The organism is Amnibacterium sp., assembly GCF_025463795.1.
In the GTDB taxonomy this organism is placed as follows: domain Bacteria; phylum Actinomycetota; class Actinomycetes; order Actinomycetales; family Microbacteriaceae; genus Amnibacterium.
The window spans coordinates 1-17,108 of the sequence record NZ_JAODBE010000112.1 but is presented as its reverse complement, the minus strand read 5'-3'; the positions used below and the strand labels follow the sequence as shown (position 1 = coordinate 17,108).

Annotated in this window: 15 protein-coding genes; 13 read left to right on the top strand and 2 right to left on the bottom strand. The window is 73.4% G+C overall.

What is annotated here, in order from left to right:
• Positions 1-12: 12 nt before the first annotated feature.
• Both JWQ92_RS09750 and JWQ92_RS09745 read left to right on the top strand, forming a co-directional pair.
• Positions 13-786, top strand: a complete 774-nt coding sequence (locus JWQ92_RS09750) for a biotin--[acetyl-CoA-carboxylase] ligase (protein WP_297344261.1) — start codon at positions 13-15, stop codon at positions 784-786.
• Positions 787-789: 3 nt separating this feature from the next.
• Positions 790-1,356, top strand: a complete 567-nt coding sequence (locus tag JWQ92_RS09745; RefSeq protein ID WP_297344260.1) for a PH domain-containing protein — start codon at positions 790-792, stop codon at positions 1,354-1,356.
• 15 nt (positions 1,357-1,371) lie between these two features.
• Here JWQ92_RS09745 and JWQ92_RS09740 read toward each other — a convergent pair whose 3' ends face one another.
• Complete coding sequence (locus JWQ92_RS09740) at positions 1,372-1,854, bottom strand: GtrA family protein (protein ID WP_297344259.1); 483 nt, start codon at positions 1,852-1,854, stop codon at positions 1,372-1,374.
• Positions 1,855-1,983: 129 nt separating this feature from the next.
• Between JWQ92_RS09740 and JWQ92_RS09735 the strand changes: the two genes are divergently transcribed.
• From JWQ92_RS09735 to JWQ92_RS09715, 5 genes are all read left to right on the top strand, one after another.
• A complete protein-coding gene (locus JWQ92_RS09735; protein ID WP_297344279.1) occupies positions 1,984-3,099 on the top strand; it encodes a 5-(carboxyamino)imidazole ribonucleotide synthase in 1,116 nt (371 codons plus the stop codon).
• Between the two features lies 1 nt (position 3,100).
• Positions 3,101-3,622 (top strand): 5-(carboxyamino)imidazole ribonucleotide mutase, encoded by a 522-nt coding sequence (gene purE, locus JWQ92_RS09730; RefSeq protein WP_297344258.1) that lies wholly within the window; start codon positions 3,101-3,103, stop codon positions 3,620-3,622.
• On the top strand, positions 3,619-4,959 hold the full coding sequence (locus JWQ92_RS09725; RefSeq protein WP_297344257.1) for an LCP family protein: 1,341 nt from the start codon (positions 3,619-3,621) through the stop codon (positions 4,957-4,959). The genes purE and JWQ92_RS09725 overlap by 4 nt, the downstream gene beginning before the upstream one ends.
• Before the next feature lie 174 nt (positions 4,960-5,133).
• Positions 5,134-6,531, top strand: coding sequence for an LCP family protein (locus JWQ92_RS09720; RefSeq protein WP_297344256.1), 1,398 nt, complete (start codon positions 5,134-5,136; stop codon positions 6,529-6,531).
• A gap of 61 nt (positions 6,532-6,592) precedes the next feature.
• Positions 6,593-7,747, top strand: coding sequence for a hypothetical protein (locus JWQ92_RS09715; RefSeq protein WP_297344255.1), 1,155 nt, complete (start codon positions 6,593-6,595; stop codon positions 7,745-7,747).
• A gap of 115 nt (positions 7,748-7,862) precedes the next feature.
• Here the strand turns inward: JWQ92_RS09715 and JWQ92_RS09710 are convergent, their stop codons facing one another.
• The gene (locus JWQ92_RS09710) at positions 7,863-9,959 is read right to left on the bottom strand and encodes a DUF6541 family protein (RefSeq protein WP_297344254.1); all 2,097 of its coding nucleotides are present in this window, start codon (positions 9,957-9,959) and stop codon (positions 7,863-7,865) included.
• Between the two features lie 262 nt (positions 9,960-10,221).
• Between JWQ92_RS09710 and JWQ92_RS09705 the strand changes: the two genes are divergently transcribed.
• The 6 genes from JWQ92_RS09705 to JWQ92_RS09680 form a co-directional block, all read left to right on the top strand.
• Positions 10,222-10,752, top strand: coding sequence for a hypothetical protein (locus JWQ92_RS09705; protein WP_297344253.1), 531 nt, complete (start codon positions 10,222-10,224; stop codon positions 10,750-10,752).
• Positions 10,749-13,736 carry a hypothetical protein gene (locus tag JWQ92_RS09700; RefSeq protein WP_297344252.1) on the top strand — a complete coding sequence of 996 codons (2,988 nt, stop codon included), beginning with the start codon at positions 10,749-10,751 and terminating at the stop codon, positions 13,734-13,736. Before JWQ92_RS09705 ends, JWQ92_RS09700 begins: the two co-directional genes overlap by 4 nt.
• A gap of 174 nt (positions 13,737-13,910) precedes the next feature.
• Positions 13,911-14,891: a glycosyltransferase gene (locus JWQ92_RS09695; protein ID WP_297344251.1), complete on the top strand. Its 981-nt coding sequence runs from the start codon at positions 13,911-13,913 to the stop codon at positions 14,889-14,891.
• Positions 14,888-15,736, top strand: a complete 849-nt coding sequence (locus JWQ92_RS09690) for a glycosyltransferase (RefSeq protein WP_297344250.1) — start codon at positions 14,888-14,890, stop codon at positions 15,734-15,736. The genes JWQ92_RS09695 and JWQ92_RS09690 overlap by 4 nt, the downstream gene beginning before the upstream one ends.
• The gene (glf, locus tag JWQ92_RS09685) at positions 15,733-16,890 is read left to right on the top strand and encodes a UDP-galactopyranose mutase (protein ID WP_297344249.1); all 1,158 of its coding nucleotides are present in this window, start codon (positions 15,733-15,735) and stop codon (positions 16,888-16,890) included. The genes JWQ92_RS09690 and glf overlap by 4 nt, the downstream gene beginning before the upstream one ends.
• A partial coding sequence (locus JWQ92_RS09680; RefSeq protein WP_297344248.1) for a hypothetical protein occupies positions 16,887-17,108 on the top strand: 222 nt, incomplete at its 3' end. The genes glf and JWQ92_RS09680, both read left to right, overlap by 4 nt.

The window sequence follows — 17,108 nt, the reverse complement described above, 5'->3', positions numbered from 1 at the left end:
TAGGCTGCGGGCGTGGATCTTCCCCGCACCGCGGCGCTGGTGCCCCGGATGGAGTGGCGCGATCGTGCGGCGAGCACGAACTCGGAGCTGGTCGGGCTCGCGACCGCCGACCCGGATGCGTGGCCCGCGTGGTCGGTGCTGCTCACCGACACGCAGACCGCCGGGAGGGGTCGCCTCGGCCGCGCCTGGACGGCGCCGCCCGGCACCTCGCTCGCGATCTCGGTGCTGCTGCGACCTCGGATCCCGGCGGAGCGGTACGGCTGGCTGTCGTTGCTCGCCGGCACGGCGATGGCGCGATCGCTGCGCGCGGTGGGCGTGGAGGCGGCCGTGAAGTGGCCGAACGACGTGCTGATCGGCGGGAGGAAGGTGTGCGGACTGCTCGCCGAGGTGCTGCCCGGCGGCACGGGTGCGGTGCTCGGCGCCGGGCTGAACCATCGGCTGGCCGCGGACGAGCTGCCGGTGCCCACCGCGACCTCCCTCGCGATCGAGGGCGGCCCGATCGACCCCGATGCGCTCGTCGCCGGTTGGATCGGTGAGCTGCGGCCGCTCGTGGCGGCGCTCGAGGAGGCGGGCGGGGACCCCGTCGCGTCCGGGCTCCGCGACGCCGTCCTCGTCGTCTGCGAGACCATCGGGCGGCGGGTGCGGGTGAGCCTCCCGGACGGATCTGTGCGCACCGGGAGGGCGACGGGCATCGACGAGGACGGCCGGATCGAGGTCGCGGAGGATCGGATCGCCAGGACCACGGCGATCGCCACAGGGGACGTCGAGCACCTGCGGTATGAATAGGGTATGGCGATCGGGGGCGGGACCCGGGCGATGCCCGGTCGCGCTGACCGCCGTGCCACCGAACGCCGTGCCCCGGCGCCGCCGCCGGTCCGGGAGCAGCCCGAGCACGTGGTGGTGCGCATGCGCCGCTCCGGCCGACACCTCGTCTGGCCGGCGATCGTCTTCCTCGTGGTCTGCTTCGGCACGGGGTACTGGTGGGGGCGTCTGCCCGCGCCGTGGCTGAACGCCGCGCTGCCGATTGTCGCGGCCGTGCTCGTCGTGCTGCTCTCGCTGGTGCCGCTGGTGCTCTGGCTGAACCGGATCACGATCATCACGACCCGCCGCCTCATCGTGAAGCACGGGTTCGTCGTGCGGGAGCGCACCGAGTTCCTGCTCGGCCGCGGCTCCGAGGCCACCCTGCGGCGCGGCCCGCTGCAGCTGCTCACGGGCAGCGGCGACGTCATCGTGCACGCCGGCGCCGAGGGCACGATGATCCTCCGCGACGTGCCACGGGCCCGGCTGGTGCAGCGCGCGGTGGCCGACCTCATCGACCAGGCCGCCGCCACGCAGTCGGCCCGCCGCGCCGGCTGAGACCGGGCGCGGCGGCTACTCGGCGACCGGCGCCGTGCCGGCCGCCGAGACGCGGTTCGCCCGCCGCGGGTGGTACACCCAGTGCCGGTACAGCGCGAACCTCACCGCCGAGCCGAGCAGCAGGCCGACCACGTTCGCGGAGAGGTTGTCGGCGAGCCGGTTGTCGAACCCGAGCAGGTAGTGCGACACCCAGAGGCAGCCGAGGCCGACGAGCATCCCGAGGATGCTGACGGCGAGGAACTCCAGCGCCTCGGCCGCGCCTCGGGTGCTGCGGTGCGGACCGAAGGTCCAGTAGCGGTTGCCGACCCAGTTGACGGCGATCGCGACGATCGTCGACGCGGTCTTCGCGAGCAGGGGCCCCGCGTGGATCCGCGACCCGTCGAAGACCGTGAACAGCAGCAGGTTGAAGACGGCGGTGTCGACGACGAAACCGACGCCCCCGACCAGGGCGAACTGCACGAGCTGCCGCCCGAGTGCACCGACGGTCGGACGACGCATACGCTCTCTTCGTGTTCAGGGCCTCGGATCCGGCGGGCTCGGACGTTCAGCGCTGCGCGGGGGCCGGACCGTTCCGCGCAGCATAGGTCGTGCGCCGCTGAGAAGCGGGCAAGAATCGGGGTGGCAGCCATGCGGGTCGGAGTCATCGGCGGTGGACAGCTGGCTCGGATGATGGTGCCGGCGGCGGTCGAGCTCGGCATCGACATCGCGGTGCTCGGTGAAGGGCCCGACGCCGCGGCCCGCATCGCGGTCACCGACATCGGCGCGGCGACGGACGCCGAGGCGGTGCTCGGCTTCGCGCGCGAGGCGGACGTGGTCACCTTCGACCACGAGCACGTGCCGCAGGCGGTGCTCGCCGCGCTCGTCGAGGCCGGGGTCGCGGTGCGCCCGGGGCCGGGAGCGCTCGCGCATGCCCAGGACAAGCTGGTGCTGCGGCGCCGGATGGCCGAGCTCGGGGTCCCGCAGCCGGTCTGGGCCGAGGTCGCCGACGAGGTGGAGCTCGATGCGTTCCTCGTGACCACCGGTGGTCGCGCGGTCGTGAAGACCCCGCGTGGGGGCTACGACGGCAAGGGCGTGCGCGTCGTGGGTTCCGGAGCGGAGGCCTCGGACTGGCTCGCCGACGGCCCGCTGCTGGCGGAGGAGCTCGTCGACTTCCGGCGGGAGCTCGCGCAGCAGGTCGCGCGCCGGCCGTCCGGCGAGATCGTCGCCTGGCCGCTCGTCGAGACGGTGCAGGGCGGCGGCGTCTGCCGGGAGGTGATCGCGCCGGCGCCGCGCAGCGCCGGGCGCATCGCGGACATCGCCTGCGACATCGCCATGACGGTCGCCGAGGCGCTCGACGTCACGGGCGTGCTCGCGGTCGAGCTCTTCGAGACGGTCGACCAGCGGATCCTCGTGAACGAGCTCGCCATGCGCCCCCACAACTCGGGGCACTGGACGATCGACGGATCGACGACGAGCCAGTTCGAGCAGCACCTCCGTGCGGTGCTCGACCTGCCGCTCGGGGCGACCGGCTGCCACGCCCCGTGGAGCGTGATGGTGAACGTGCTCGGCGGTCCCGCCGACGGCGACCTCGACTCCCGGGTGCCCGCGCTCCTCGCCGAGGACCCCACCGTGAAGCTCCACCTGTACGGCAAGACGCCGCGTCCCGGACGCAAGATCGGGCACGTCACCGTGACCGGCGACGACCTCGACGACCTCGTCTTCCGGGCGCGCGCGGCCGCTGCGCGCCTCGACGGCACCACCTAGCATGGGGCGCGTGGGGGACGCTGGGAGTGCTGTGCTCGTCGGCATCGCCATGGGGAGCGACTCCGACTGGCCCGTCCTGCGGGCGGCCGCGGCGGTGCTCACCGACTTCGGGGTGCCGTGGGAGGCGCGGGTGCTCTCCGCGCACCGCACCCCGCGCGCCATGCTCGACTGGGGCGATCAGGCCGCCGCACGCGGCCTGAAGGTCGTGATCGCGGGTGCGGGCGGCGCCGCCCACCTGCCCGGCATGCTCGCCGCCGTCACCCCGCTGCCCGTCATCGGCGTGCCGGTCCCGCTGAAGACCCTCGACGGCCTCGACTCGCTGCTCTCCATCGTGCAGATGCCCACCGGCGTGCCCGTCGCGACCGTCGCGATCGGCAACGCCGCGAACGCCGGGCTGCTCGCCGTGCGCATCCTGGCGACAGCCGAACCCGGGCTCACCGAGCGCCTGCGCGCCCACACCGCCGACCTCGCACGGTCCGTGGCGGCGAAGGACGCCGGCCTCGACCGGGAGCAGCTCGGGTGAGCTGGCCCGGCCGGCACGCCGAGCGGCGACGGCCGCTGCTCCCGGCCGACGGCCCCCTCGCGCGGACGCGCGGGCGCAGTAGCGAGCAGATGACGCGGCGGGCGTGGATCCTCGTCGCCCTCGCCGTCGTCCTCCCCGGCAGCCCGCAGACCGTCGCCGGCAACCGCGCCGTCGGCCGGGTCGCGGTCGCCATCGTCGCGGTGCTGTGGGCGCTGCTGCTCACCGCCGTGCTCGTGCAGGTCGTCCAGGCCGACGTCCTCGTGTCGATCCTCACCTCGTCCACGGGTCTCACTGTGCTGCAGGTGGGCCTCCTGGTGCTCGCGGTCGGCTGGCTCGCGCTCACGCTCGACACGCTCCGGATCGCGCGAGTCCTGCGGCTCACGCCGTTCGCCAGGCCGATCGTCGCCGGGGTGCTCGTGGTGCTCGCGGTCGTGGGCGCCGGTGGCGCGACCTGGGGCGCGTACCTGAGCGGCGTCGCCCGAGGGGCGATCGTCTCCGTCTTCCCCGAGGCGCCCCCGGGGAAGGCCGTCGCCGCGCCGGCGCGCTACGGCATCCTGCTCGTGGGAACGGCGCGGAAGCCGGGATCGTCCGCCCTCGTCCCGCAGAGCGTCTCCGTGCTCAGCGTCGACGGCACGACCGGCAGGACGGTCACGATCGGCGTGCCGATGCAGCTGTCCCGGATGCCGTTCCCGGCGTCGTCACCGATGCATCGCCTGTACCCGAAGGGCTACGGGGTCGGCGGCTGCATCGCGAAGCCCTGCACCCTGCGGTCGCTCTACAGCGAGGCGCAGGCGGTCGGCGACTCCGTCTACCCGGGACGGCGCACCGATCACTCCTCTCCGGGCGACGACGCGGTGCGCGAGGCGGTGGAGGGCGCGCTCGGCATCGACCTGCAGTACACGGTGCAGCTCGATCAGGACGCCTTCGGGCGGCTCGTCGACGCGCTCGGCGGGACGACGCTGACGGTGCGGGACCCGCCGCCGCCCGGGTTCGCGGCGGGGGAGCAGCATCTCGGCGGGGCCCGCGTCGTCGCGTTCCTCCGCGGCGCCGGCAGCCACGACGGCCGAGTCCGGCGCACGCAGCAGGTGGCGCAGGCGCTGCTCACGCAGGCGAATCCTGCGAACGTGCTGCTGCAGTTCCGCACCGTGGCCGCCGCCGGCGCGGGAGCGGTCGTGACCGATCTGCCGCAGAGCGTGCTCAGCGACCTCACGGTGCTCTCGCTGAAGGCCAGGTCGCAGCCGCTGAAGCAGGTCGAGCTGGACCCGCCGCTCGTGCCGAAGCCCGCCACCCCGGACTACGCGGTGATCCGGCGCGTCGTCGCCGCCGCCGTGCGCTGACCCGGCGCTCCTCCGGCAGGGCCTCGTCCCGGTCCCGGTCCCGGTGAGGGGGGGCGAGCGTCGGATGCGGGTGCGCCGCCGACGCGCTGCGCGAGCGCGACCCCGCCATAGGGCCCCGCGGTACCCTGCCGCGATGCCGACCCCGACGCGCGATCCGTTCCCTGGAGGCGTCCGATGACGCTCTCGGCCGCGAGGCCGCGGGCCGAGACGCCGCGGGCGTCGCGCGCATCCGTCTTCCGCGACCCGAACGGCGCCGACCCGGCCCTGATGACGCGGCGCGCGTGGTGGCTGCTCGTGCTCCACGTGCTCGTGCCCGGGACCGCCCAGGCCCTCGCGGGCAACCGCCGTCTCGGCCGGTTCGCGCTCGGCGTCTGGCTGCTCGGGCTGGTGGCCGCGCTGCTGGCCGCCGGGCTCTTCGTCGTGCTGCCGCAGGTCCCGATGTCCGTGCCGACGAACGCGGTCGGCCTCACCGTGCTGCAGGGCGTGGTGCTCGCGTGGGCGGTGCTCTGGATCGTGCTCACGCTCGACACGCTGCGGCTCGTGCGACTCGTCACCGTGCGGCCGGGCTCACGGATCGCCGTGGCCGGGCTGCTCGTCGTCGCGCTCGTCGCCGGCACCGGCGCCGCTGTGCAGGGCGCGGTCGTGGCGGGGCAGGCGAAGGACGCGCTCGGGTCGCTCTTCGCCGGCACGCGGTACGCCATGCCGGTGGACGGCCGCTACAACATCCTGCTGCTCGGCGGGGACGCGGGTCCGGGCCGATCCGGTCTGCGTCCCGACAGCATCTCGGTGGTCAGCGTGAACGCGCTGACCGGCCACATGGCGATGTTCGGGCTGCCGCGCGACCTCGACCAGATGCCGTTCGCCGCCGGTTCCCCGATGCTGAAGGCGTACCCCCACGGGTACGGCTGGCACGACACCTGCAACGTCGACGTCTGCGAGCTGAACTCGATCTACACCGAGGTGCAGCTGAAGAGCCCGCAGCTCTATCCCGACGCGAAGGCGCAGCACACGCAGCCCGGGATCGAGGCGACCAAGGAGGCCGTCGAGGGCTCTCTCGGCATCCCGATCCAGTACTCGGTCCTCGTCGACATGAGCGCGTTCGGCGCGCTGATCGACGCGATGGGCGGCGTGACGATCGACGTGAAGGAGCGCCTTCCCATCGGCGGCGGCGTCGACGCGAACGGGAACCCGACGGGCGTGAAGGTCTGGATCGAGAAGGGCGTGCAGCACATGAACGGCAACCGGGCGATGTGGTACGCCCGCAGCCGGCACGGCACCTCCGACTACGACCGCATGGCGCGCCAGCGGGAGCTCGAGACGGCGATGCTGCACCAGATGAGCCCCGTCACGCTGCTCACGCGGCTCGAGGCGATCGGCAAGGCGGGGTCCGCCGCGGTCACCACCGACATCCCGCAAGGGCTGCTCGGGGAGCTCGCCGGCGTCGCGGTGAAGGCGCGCGGCCAGAAGACGACGACGGTGGAGTTCGTGCCGCCGCGGGTGAAGGATCCCTCGGCTCCCGACTACCCGGCGATCAGGGCGACGGTCCGCTCCGCACTGAAGGCCGCCGGATAGTGGACGGCGCGCCCGAGGGCAAGGGCTCGCTTCGCGGCGTGTCGCCGTTACCCTCGAGGCCGTGTCTTCCGTGACCCGCTTGCGCGACGGGGTCGTCGCGGCCTCCCCGGCGCTGCGCGCCGCCCGCCCGAAGTCCCCCACCGACGTCCTGTTCGTCGTCGTGCTCGCCGTGCTCGTCGCGGTGCACCTCACGATCTTCTTCGCGGTGCTCGTGCTCGCCCCCGTGACGGCCGCCGAGCAGGCGAGCATCGACCTCATCCGTCTCCCGGTCGAGGTCGCCCGTGCGCTGATCCTCCCCTTCCACGCGGTGCTGCTCGTCAGCCTCTACGTCCTCGGTCGCCGTGCCGCGGGCCGCTGGGCCGGCGTCGGCGCGATCCTCGCGGTGCTCGCGCTGAACCTCCGCGCGGATCCGAGCGCGATCATCTACGGGCCGTCGGTCGCCACCGGTGGCTGGATCGCGGCGTCGCTGCTCGCGGCCGCCGTCGCGCTGCTGCCCCAGCGCCGCGTGCTGCCGGCCGTACTGCTCGGCGTCGCGGCCGTCGCGCACGCCCTCATGCTGCTCGCGCTGCCCGCGTTCGTGGTGGCGCTCGCCCTCTTCCCCTCGCCCTCCGGGCCGCTGGCGCGAGACCGGGTGCGGGACCTCGGCCGGTTCGTCGGTGCGTGGGCGGTGCCGTTCGTGCTCGGCCAGCTGCTCTGGTTCGCGGACCTCGGCGCCGACGGGTACGCCGCGCGCGCCGGCGAGTTCCTGCGCGAGTTCGAGCCGCATGCCCTCGTGCCGTGGTTCCAGCAGCAGGTCATCGTCTTCGACGCCTGGCACTTCACGCCGCTCACGACGATCGTGCTGGCCGCGTTCCTCTTCCTCGCCGCCGGCACCGGCGTCGTCCGCTACTTCGCCGTGCCCCGGCCGGAGGAGACCGGCCCCCGACTGCTCGTCATCGCCCGGCGCCTGCCCGTCGAGCTCTGGGCTGCGGGGCTGACGCTCGTGCTCTTCTCGCTGTGGTGGGCGTGCTCCGGCGACACGGCGGTCATCGACCCGAACCTGCCCGTCATGGCCGCGGTCGTGCCGATCATCACGGCGATGGCCTACCGCGGCGCGAAGTGGCTTCTCACCGTCAACCGCTTCTGGGCGCTCTGCGGCCTGCTCTACCTGATCGGGCTGGTCCTCGCACGGTCCACCCAGCTGCTGATGACCCTGGTGCAGGCCTTCCAGGCTTGACGGTCGCCGCCCCCGCATCCGCCGTTCCCAGGACCCGGCGGAGGTGGTCAGGAGAATGCGTCTCGAACGCCGCGTGTCCCGCGGGAGGTCCTGAGAACGGCGGAGGGGGAGCGGGTCAGCCCCAGCAGGCGGTGATGCGGTAGAGCCGGGTCGAGCCCGACGACGCGACCAGCTGCACGCCGCTGCCCGTGGCCGCCCGGTCGATGCCGAAGAAGGCCTTAGCCTCGGCGGTGTTGTTCCAGAGGCGCTGCGGATCCACCAGCAGCCAGTGCAGGTCGAGGTCGCGGACCGCCTTGCAGACCGCGGGGTCCCGCGGCGCCGAATCGAGGTGCTGGGCGACCAGTTTGCGCTCCGTGCCCCAGTAGCCGCCGAGGTGCGGGAAGAGGGTCTGCCGGCCGCCGAGCGCCCACGCCAGCGCGGTGCCGTTCCACGGGTCGTCGGCGATCACCTGTCCGGCCGGCACGAAGTGCCCGACGTGCTGCAGCAGCAGGACCTCGTCCGCGTCGAGGAGCCGCTGCTGCTTGTCGGAGTCGGGCAGCGAGAAGACGGTGCCGATGGCGGTGCCGACGCCGGTGAGCGCCGGCCCGAACCAGCTGACCGCGGCGACCAGGAGGGTGGCGACGGCCACCGCGGCCACGACCGTGCGGTCGCGGGGGTCCTGGCGCCGGTGGGTCCGCCGGCGCAGCACGGCGACCAGCTCGGCGCCGCCCGCCGCAACGATCCACGCGACGACCGGCACGGCGATCGTCGGCAGCATCGCGAGGATCCGGAACTTGTCCTTGTCCCAGAGGCCCGTCGCGAGCTTCGCGAGGTCGCTGTCGCTGCCGGCCGCCGCGGCGTAGAGCAGCACGATCACGAGGTAGGTCACGGCTGCCCACCGCAGCCCCGGCCGGAGCGCGAGGGCGACGAGCCCGGCCAGCGCCACGACGGCGAGCAGCACCGCAGGCGGCAGCGGCGACTGGCTCGGCGAGACGAGGCTCGTCGCGAGGAGCCCCTGCAGCACGGCCGTTCCGAAGCCCTCCCGCGCCTTCGCGGGACCGCCGTTCAGGTGGTCGGAGATCGGCCGGTGCCCGACGTCGTAGTAGTGGAGCACGAAGAGCAGCGCTCCCGCCGCGACGAGCACGACCGCCGCCACGACGACGACGACGATCAGCCGGGCCCGGCGGGCGCCCTGAGGGCTGCGGAGCGCGAGGGCGCGCATCCGCGCGGCGAACCAGGCGACGAGCAGCGGCGCGACGAGCACCGCGATCGCCACCACGGAGCGCGGATGCGTGAAGCCGGCCGCGCCGAGCCAGCCGATCAGCAGCAGGACCGTGCGCCACCGGGGCCCTGGTGCCTCCGGGCGCCACGGGCTGTGCTCGGGCCAGCGGGTCAGGGCCGCGACGAGTCCGAGCCCGACGGGGAGGGTCGTGTACGCGAGCCCGTTCGGGTAGAGCGTGCCGAAGTCCAGCAGCAGGTAGGGGAAGGCGACGAAGGCGGAGGCGAGCACCGCGCCGGCGCTCGCGACGAGCACCGGCTGCACGGCGGTGGCCGCCTCGCCCCGCCGGAGTGCCGTCGCGCCGAACAGCACGCGGGCCGCGAAGGCGCAGGCGAACGCGAAGACCGGCCCGGCCGTCCCGATCCACGCGGCGTTCACCGCGACCGGGACCGGGACGCCGGTGGTCTCGGCGGCGATCGCCGCGATGCTGTGGAAGACCGCCGGGTAGAACGCCGTCGTCTGCGTCGGGTGGGTGAGCCGGTAGAGGTGCAGGCTCGAGGCGTCGCCGCTCTGCACGATCGACTGCACGGCGTTCAGGTGGAACACCGCGTCGTAGGTCTGGCTCACCCGGTCGGGGGACGGCACCGCTGCGAACGCGATGGAACCGATCGCGACGCTCGCGATCCCGACGCCGAGCACGACCGGCAGCACCGCGGAGGGACGCCACGAGTCCCAGCCCTGCAGGGGGGCGCCGGAGCGGGACGCGAGCAGCCGCGCGCCGAGCAGCACCAGCCCCGCCACCGCCGCGGTGACCGCCACGGACCACCAGCCGAAGCGCACGTGCAGGGCCGCGGAGGCGACCCCCGCCACGCCGATCGTGCCGAACCCGAGCGGTCCCGCGAGCGCGAGCGCCGTCGCACCACGCACCTTCAGGGCGGCCGCGAGGGCGGTGCCGGGCACGAACACGACCAGCATCGTCGCGACGACCGGCAGGGCGGCGCCGATCCAGGTCATGACCGGTTCACGGTACACGGGGTCGGATGCCCGGCCGCGGCAGCGCGCGGCCGCCGCCTGCAGCACGCCTGTCCCAGGCCGCCCCCGGACGGGGGGCGACCGGCCCGGTCTCCGCCCCCCGAGCGGGGGAGGGCCCCCCGGACTGGGGTCGTCCGACGCGCCGGAACACGCCTCCGACCTGGTGATTCATCGCCCGGGCGCTGCCTACCCTGACCAGGTGGGGGAACACAACGCTTTTGCCTGGGTGCGCGCAGGGGGAGCGGTGGCCGTATCGGTCGCCGCGCTCGTCGCACTGTCGTCGTGCTCGCTGCTGCAGGTGGCGCCGAGCCCGGTCGTGACGTCGTCACCGCATCAGACGGAGGTGATCGACCCGTCGATCCCGCTCCCGTCCCCGACCGAGTCGGACACCACCGTCCCGGATCCGAGCGCCACGCCGTTCGGATCGCCGACGCCCACCCCCACGCCGACGCTCGCGCCGGGGACCACGAAGCGCGCCGTCTCGCCGTTCGTCACCCTCGCCTACTGGGATGCCTCGAGCGGCGAGCTCGACGTGAGCGCGATCGTCTCCGGCATCGTCGAGAGCGGTGGCACCTGCACGGCCAGCGTGACCAAGGGCGGCGTCACGAGGACGGTGTCCGCACCCGCGGCGGCGGTCTCCACCTACGTGGGCTGCAACCCGCTGACGGTCCGGGGCAGCGCCCTGACCGCCGGGACGTGGACCGTGCACGTCTCCTACTCGTCGAAGGCCGCGACCGGGGTCTCCGATCCGAAGACCGTGGAGGTGACCAAGTGAGCCGGGTCGGACGGCTGGCCGTCACGCTCCTCACGGGCGCGGTCGCAACGGCGATCGCCGTCGCCGGGGTCGCGGGCACGTCGACGGGCGCCGAGGCCACCACGGTGTCGACCTCGTCCACCGCGTCGATCCTCAGCTCGTTCGACCCCGCCGACATCATCAGCGACGCGGTCATGTACAACCCGTCGACCATGTCGGTCGCGCAGATCCAGTCCTTCCTCAACGTCCAGCAGCCCACGTGCGCGTCGGGCTACACCTGCCTCAAGTCCTACCGGTCGAACACGCAGACCATGGCCGCGAACCTCATGTGCAGCACGTACAGGGGGGCGAGCAACGAGACCGCGGCGACGATCATCTTCAAGGTCGCCCACGCCTGCCGCATCAACCCGCAGGTCATCCTCGTGACGCTCCAGAAGGAGCAGGGGCTCATCACGGGCGTGAACCTGAGCTGGTACCCGAACGCCTACCGCTCGGCGACCGGCCTCGGCTGCCCCGACACGGCACCCTGCGACTCCACCAAGTACGGGTTCTTCAACCAGGTGTACGGGCTCGGGTACTGGTTGATCCGGTACACGACGCCTCCCGGCACCACGGGCGCGGGGTGGACCTCGTTCAGCTGGTTCCCCGTCGGCAAGGTGTCCGGCATCCCGTACAACCCGGACAAGACCTGCGGCTCCAAGGCCGTGAAGATCGCGAACAAGGCGACGGCGAGCCTCTACTACTACACGCCCTACGTGCCCAACTCCGCGGCGCTCGCGGCCGGCTACGGCACGGGGAACTCCTGCTCCGCCTACGGCAACCGGAACTTCTACCTCTACTTCACGCAGTGGTTCGGTTCCACCCACCTGTCGGTGACGGGCGCGATCGGCGCCTACTGGACGGCCCACGGCGGGGGGTCCGGCGCGCTCGGCACCCCGAAGGCGAACGCCGTCGCCTCGACGAAGAACGGCGGCGGCACGTCGCAGGCCTTCCAGCACGGCACGGTCTACAGCTCGAAGGCGGGCACCTTCGCGATCAAGGGTGCACTCCTCAGCGAGTACGACCGGCGCGGCGGCGTGGGCGGCACCCTGCAGTGGCCGACCGCGGATCAGTCGACCGTCACCGCGAACGGCGGCGGCCTGATGCAGAGGTTCGCGTCGGGGGAGCTCTACTCGTCCGCCGCCGGCACCTTCGCGGTGCGCGGCGACCTCCGTGTCGCCTACCTCGCCCTCTCCGGCGTCAACGGCGCGATGGGGTTCCCGAAGGACACGGCGGTGCCGCTCACGACCGGATGGGTGCAGCACTTCACGAAGGGCACCGTCTACTTCCAGTCCGGGGTCGGCGGGTTCGGCGTGCCGAGCTCGATCGACGCCGGCTACGCCGCCCGCAAGGGACCGGCGGGTGAGCTCGGCTGGCCGACGAAGGCGGCGGCCGCGCGGACCGCCGCGGGGATCTCCGGCACGGTGCAGGCGTTCCAGAAGGGCGACGTCTACAGCTCGCGCGCCGGCACCGCCGCGGTGCTCGGGCCCGTGCGCACCGCGTTCACGACCAGTGCCGACGCGTTCGACGTCCTCGGCTGGCCCGTCGCCGACGCGGCGAGCACGACCGCGGCCGGCGGTGGGACCTCGCAGGTCTTCACCGGGGGACGGCTCTACGTGCCGACGGGGAAGCCGGCGATCGTCGTCACCGGCGCCATCCTGACGCGGTACGTCGCCGGCGGCGGTCCGTCCGGGACGCTCGGCTGGCCGGTCTCGGCGCAGGCGACGGTCGAGGCGCACGGCACCGCGAAGGTCGTGCAGACCTTCGGCACCGGCGCGGCCTACCTGACGGGGTCGACCGTGGTCACCGTCACGGGGACCCTGTACACCGCCTACGTCGCCGAGGGCGGCCCCACCGGCCCGCTCGGCTGGGCGACCGGGCCGGCCTCCCAGAGCTCGGCGTCGGGCGGCGGCTCGATCCAGCCCTTCAGCGGCGGCACGCTCGACTACTCCTCGGTCTCGAAGCAGACCTTCCCCGTGGCGGGCGCGATCCTGACGTTCTACACGGCCCGGGGAGCCGCGGGCAGCTCGCTCGGCTGGCCCGTGGGCCGGGCGGCGAGCCTGACGGCACACGGCGCCACGCGGACTGTGCAGGCCTTCCAGCACGGCGCGGCCTACGGCACCGGCTCCACGGTGACCGCCGTGACGGGCGGGCTCTTCACGGCCTACCGGGGGACCAACGGCCCGGCCGGGTCGCTCGGCTGGGTCACCGGCCCGGCGCGCCAGACGTCGGTCGCGGGCGGCGGCTGGACGCAGACGTTCGGCGGCGGCACCGTCTACTACTCGTCCGCGACCAAGAAGGCCTACCCGGTCACCGGAGCGGTCCTCACCTTCTACCGCGCTCGCGGGGAGGCGGCGAGCTCGCTCGGCTGGCCCGCCTCGGCCGAGGCCCCGGTGACGGCCGCCGGTTCGACGCGGACCGTGCAGACGTTCGCGACCGGAGCCACGTATCGCAGCGGCACCGCGATCACGAGCGTCACGGGCTCGCTCTTCCGCGAGTACACGGCCGAGGGCGGCCCGGCGGGAGCACTCGGCTGGGTCGCCGGGCCCGCGCGGCAGTCCTCCGCGAACGGCGGCGGCTGGAGCCAGACCTTCGCGCACGGCACGCTCTTCTACTCGTCGCGCACGAAGCAGTCCCACCCGCTCACCGGATCGATGCTCGCGCTCTACCTCAGGCGCGGTGGCGTGAGCGGCTCGCTCGGCTGGCCGGGCGCCACCCAGGCGGTCGCCGACAACGGCGGCGGCACGATGGTGGTGTTCACGAGCGGGCGGATGTACGCGTCCGCAGCGGGCACGGCCGCGGTTCGGCTGAACCTCCTCGCCGCCTACCTGACCGCGGGCGGTCCGGCGGGGGCGCTCGGCTGGCCCCTCAAGGACGCGACCGTGCAGGGATCCGTCTCCACGCAGACGTTCCAGCACGGCACCATCGTCTGGAGCGACGGCAGGGCGACCGTCACCGTGAAGTAGCCTGTGCCCGTCGGCCGGAGGACGCCACATCGGCGGCACCCGGCCGGCGGTGCCGGGACCCGCCGGCGCCGGTCCGACCCGCCAAGGCCGGGTGCCTGATGCCCTGGTCCGCCAGGGCATGGATACACTGACGCAGCCGCCGCCAGCGGTGCTGTACCCCGGAAAGTGACCCCAGTGACCCCGAGTGAGAGCGCGGCCGACGAGGCGCATCCCTCGGTCGTCGCCGTCATCGTGGCCTACAACCGCAAGGAGCTGCTGCTCGAGGCGCTCGCGGCCGTGAAGGCGCAGACCCTCGCGCCCGCCGCGGTCGTCGTGATCGACAATCACTCGGACGACGACTCCGCCGAGACGGCCCGCACGTACTGGCCCGAGATCGACGTCGTGCGCCTCGCGCGCAACACCGGGGGCGCGGGCGGCTTCGCCACCGGCATCGCCGTGGCGATCGCCCGGCACGAGCCCGACTGGGTCTGGGTGATGGACGACGACACGATCCCGACCCCGACCGCGCTCGCCGAGCTGCTCCGCGCTGCCGACCGCCCCGGCGTCGTGCTCGCGGGCAGCCGCGTCGTGTGGACGGACGGGCAGGACCATCCGATGAACACCCCGCGGCGCAAGCCGTTCGCCGGACGCCAGGAGGTGGAGGAGGCGACGGAGCTCGGCGTCGTGCCGGTGCGGTCGTCGTCGTTCGTCTCGATGCTCGTGTCGTCGGAGCGGGTGCGTGAGGCCGGGCTGCCGATCGCCGACTACTTCATCTGGAACGACGATTTCGAGTTCTCCACGAGGATGCTGCGCCACGGGCGGGGGCTCTCCGTGCCCAGCAGCGTCGTCGTGCACAAGACGAAGGCACGCGCGGACACCGACGTCGATCCGGGCGCCCGGTTCTTCTTCGAGGTGCGGAACAAGATCTGGCTGATGGTCTTCAGCCACGGCCTGAACCCGATCGAGAAGCTCGTGTACATCGGTGCGACGTTGCTGCGCTGGGGCCGCACCATCCGCCGGTCGCACCAGCGGGGCTTCCTGCTCACCCAGCTGCGGCGCGGCCTCATCGCGGGATTCGGCAGCCGCCCGCGGCTGAACGCCGACGCGCTCTCCGACCTCGGGGCCGTCACCGAGGCGGTCGTCCGCGTCGAGGCGCCGGCGCGGCGGGGCACGTGACGGAGTTCTCCCTGCTGCTGCCCGTGTACGGCCGCGACGATCCGGCCCAGCTCGAGCGCGCATTCGCCAGCTCGGTCGACGAGCAGACCCGTCGCCCCGACGAGGTCGTGCTCGTGCAGGACGGCCCCGTCCCCGCCCCGCTCGCCGCGACCATCGCCGCCCTCGTCGCCGGCTCACCCGTCCCCGTGCGCCACGTCGTGCTGCCGCAGAACGTCGGGCTGGCGGACGCGCTGACCGCCGGGCTCGACGCCTGCAGGCACGAGGTCGTCGCACGGATGGACGCCGACGACGTCGCGATGCCCGAGCGGTTCGCGCGGCAGCTCGCCGTCGTCGAGGAGGGCTACGACCTCGTCGGCGCGGGCCTCCTCGAGTTCGTCGACGACGAGGCCGTCACCGTCGGACGCCGCACGCCGCCGATCGGCGAGGCGACGATCCAGCGCTACGCGCGCTTCCACGACCCCTTCAACCACCCGACGGTCGTCTACCGCAAGGCGGCGGTGCTGCGTGCGGGCGGCTACCGCCCGGTCGGGCTGATGGAGGACTACTGGCTGTTCGCCCGCATGCTCATGGCGGGCGCGAAGGTCGCCAACCTGCCGGAGCCGCTCGTGAAGTACCGCGTCGGTGCCGGCGCGTACGCCCGCCGCGGCGGCCTCGGGCAGCTGCGCGCCGAGCTCCAGCTGCAGCGTCTCCTCCGCCGTCTCGGCTTCACCACCTCAGGCCAGTTCCTCAGGAACGTGTGCGTGCGTGGCGGATACCGTCTCCTGCCGGAAGCGGTCCGGCGCACGTCCTACCGGCGGGTCCTGCACCGCGGGTTCCAGGACGGTGCGACGGGAGGAGCGGCATGACGGACCTGCTGGTCGTCGGCAGCGGCTTTTTCGGGCTGACGGTCGCCGAGCGGATGGCCGACGCCTACGGGCTGAACGTCACGGTGATCGAGCGGCGCGACCACCTGGGCGGCAACGCCTACAGCGAGCTCGACCCGGACACGGGCATCGAGATCCACCGGTACGGGGCGCACCTCTTCCACACGTCGAACGAGCGGGTGTGGGCGTACGTGAACCGGTTCTCGGCGTTCACGTCGTACGTGCACCGGGTGTACGCGAACCACGGCGGCGAGGTGTACCCGCTGCCGATCAACCTGGGCACGATCAACCAGTTCTTCCGCGCCGCCCTCGGACCCGCCGAGGCGCGGGCCCTGGTGGCCGAGCAGTCCTCGGAGCTCGGCGAGCGCACCCCGGCGAACCTCGAGGAGAAGGCGATCAGCCTTCTCGGGCGGCCGTTGTACGACGCGTTCATCCGGGGCTACACCGCCAAGCAGTGGCAGACGGATCCGACGGAGCTGCCGGCCGACGTGATCTCGCGCCTGCCCGTGCGGTACTCGTACGACAACCGGTACTTCAACGACACGCACGAGGGGCTGCCCGTCGACGGCTACACCGCCCTGCTGAGCCGGATGGCCGACCACCCGCGCATCGACCTGCGCCTGGAGACCGACTTCTTCACCGCCGACGGGTTCGGCAGGGCCGCCACCGTGGGGCAGCTGCCGATCGTCTACACGGGGCCGGTCGACCGGTACTTCGACGACAGCCTCGGCGCGCTGTCGTGGCGGACCCTCGACTTCGAGCGCGAGGTGCTGCCGGTCGGCGACTTCCAGGGCACCTCGGTGATGAACTACTCGGAGCTCGACGTGCCGCTCTCGCGGTTCCACGTGTTCAAGCACTTCGACCCCGAGCGGGAGAGCCCGGCGGACGCGACTGTGATCATGCGGGAGTTCTCCCGGTTCGCCGAACCGACGGACGAGCCGTACTACCCGGTGAACCGCCCGGCGGACCGAGACCGCCTCCTGCGGTACCGCGAGTTCATGCAGGACGAGACCGACGTGTTCTTCGGCGGCCGGCTCGGCACCTACCAGTACCTCGACATGCACATGGCGATCGGGTCCGCGCTCTCGATGGTCGAGAACCGCCTGGCGCCGCGGTTCGGGACCCCTTCCGCGTGAGCCGCCGGTCAGCGGTCCCTGCCGTCCGGTTCGGACTGGACTCGAGCGATGTCGTCGACCTCGCTCTCGTCGGGCTCGCGGTGGTCGCGGCGGTCGTGGCGCTGCTGCTCGGGCTCTGGGGCGTCGCGGTGCTCGGAGCGGCGCCGAGCCTGATCTCCGACGTCGTCCGAGGCGAGCGTCCAGCGGCGCTGCGGCGTCTCCTCCGGCGCGTGCTGCTC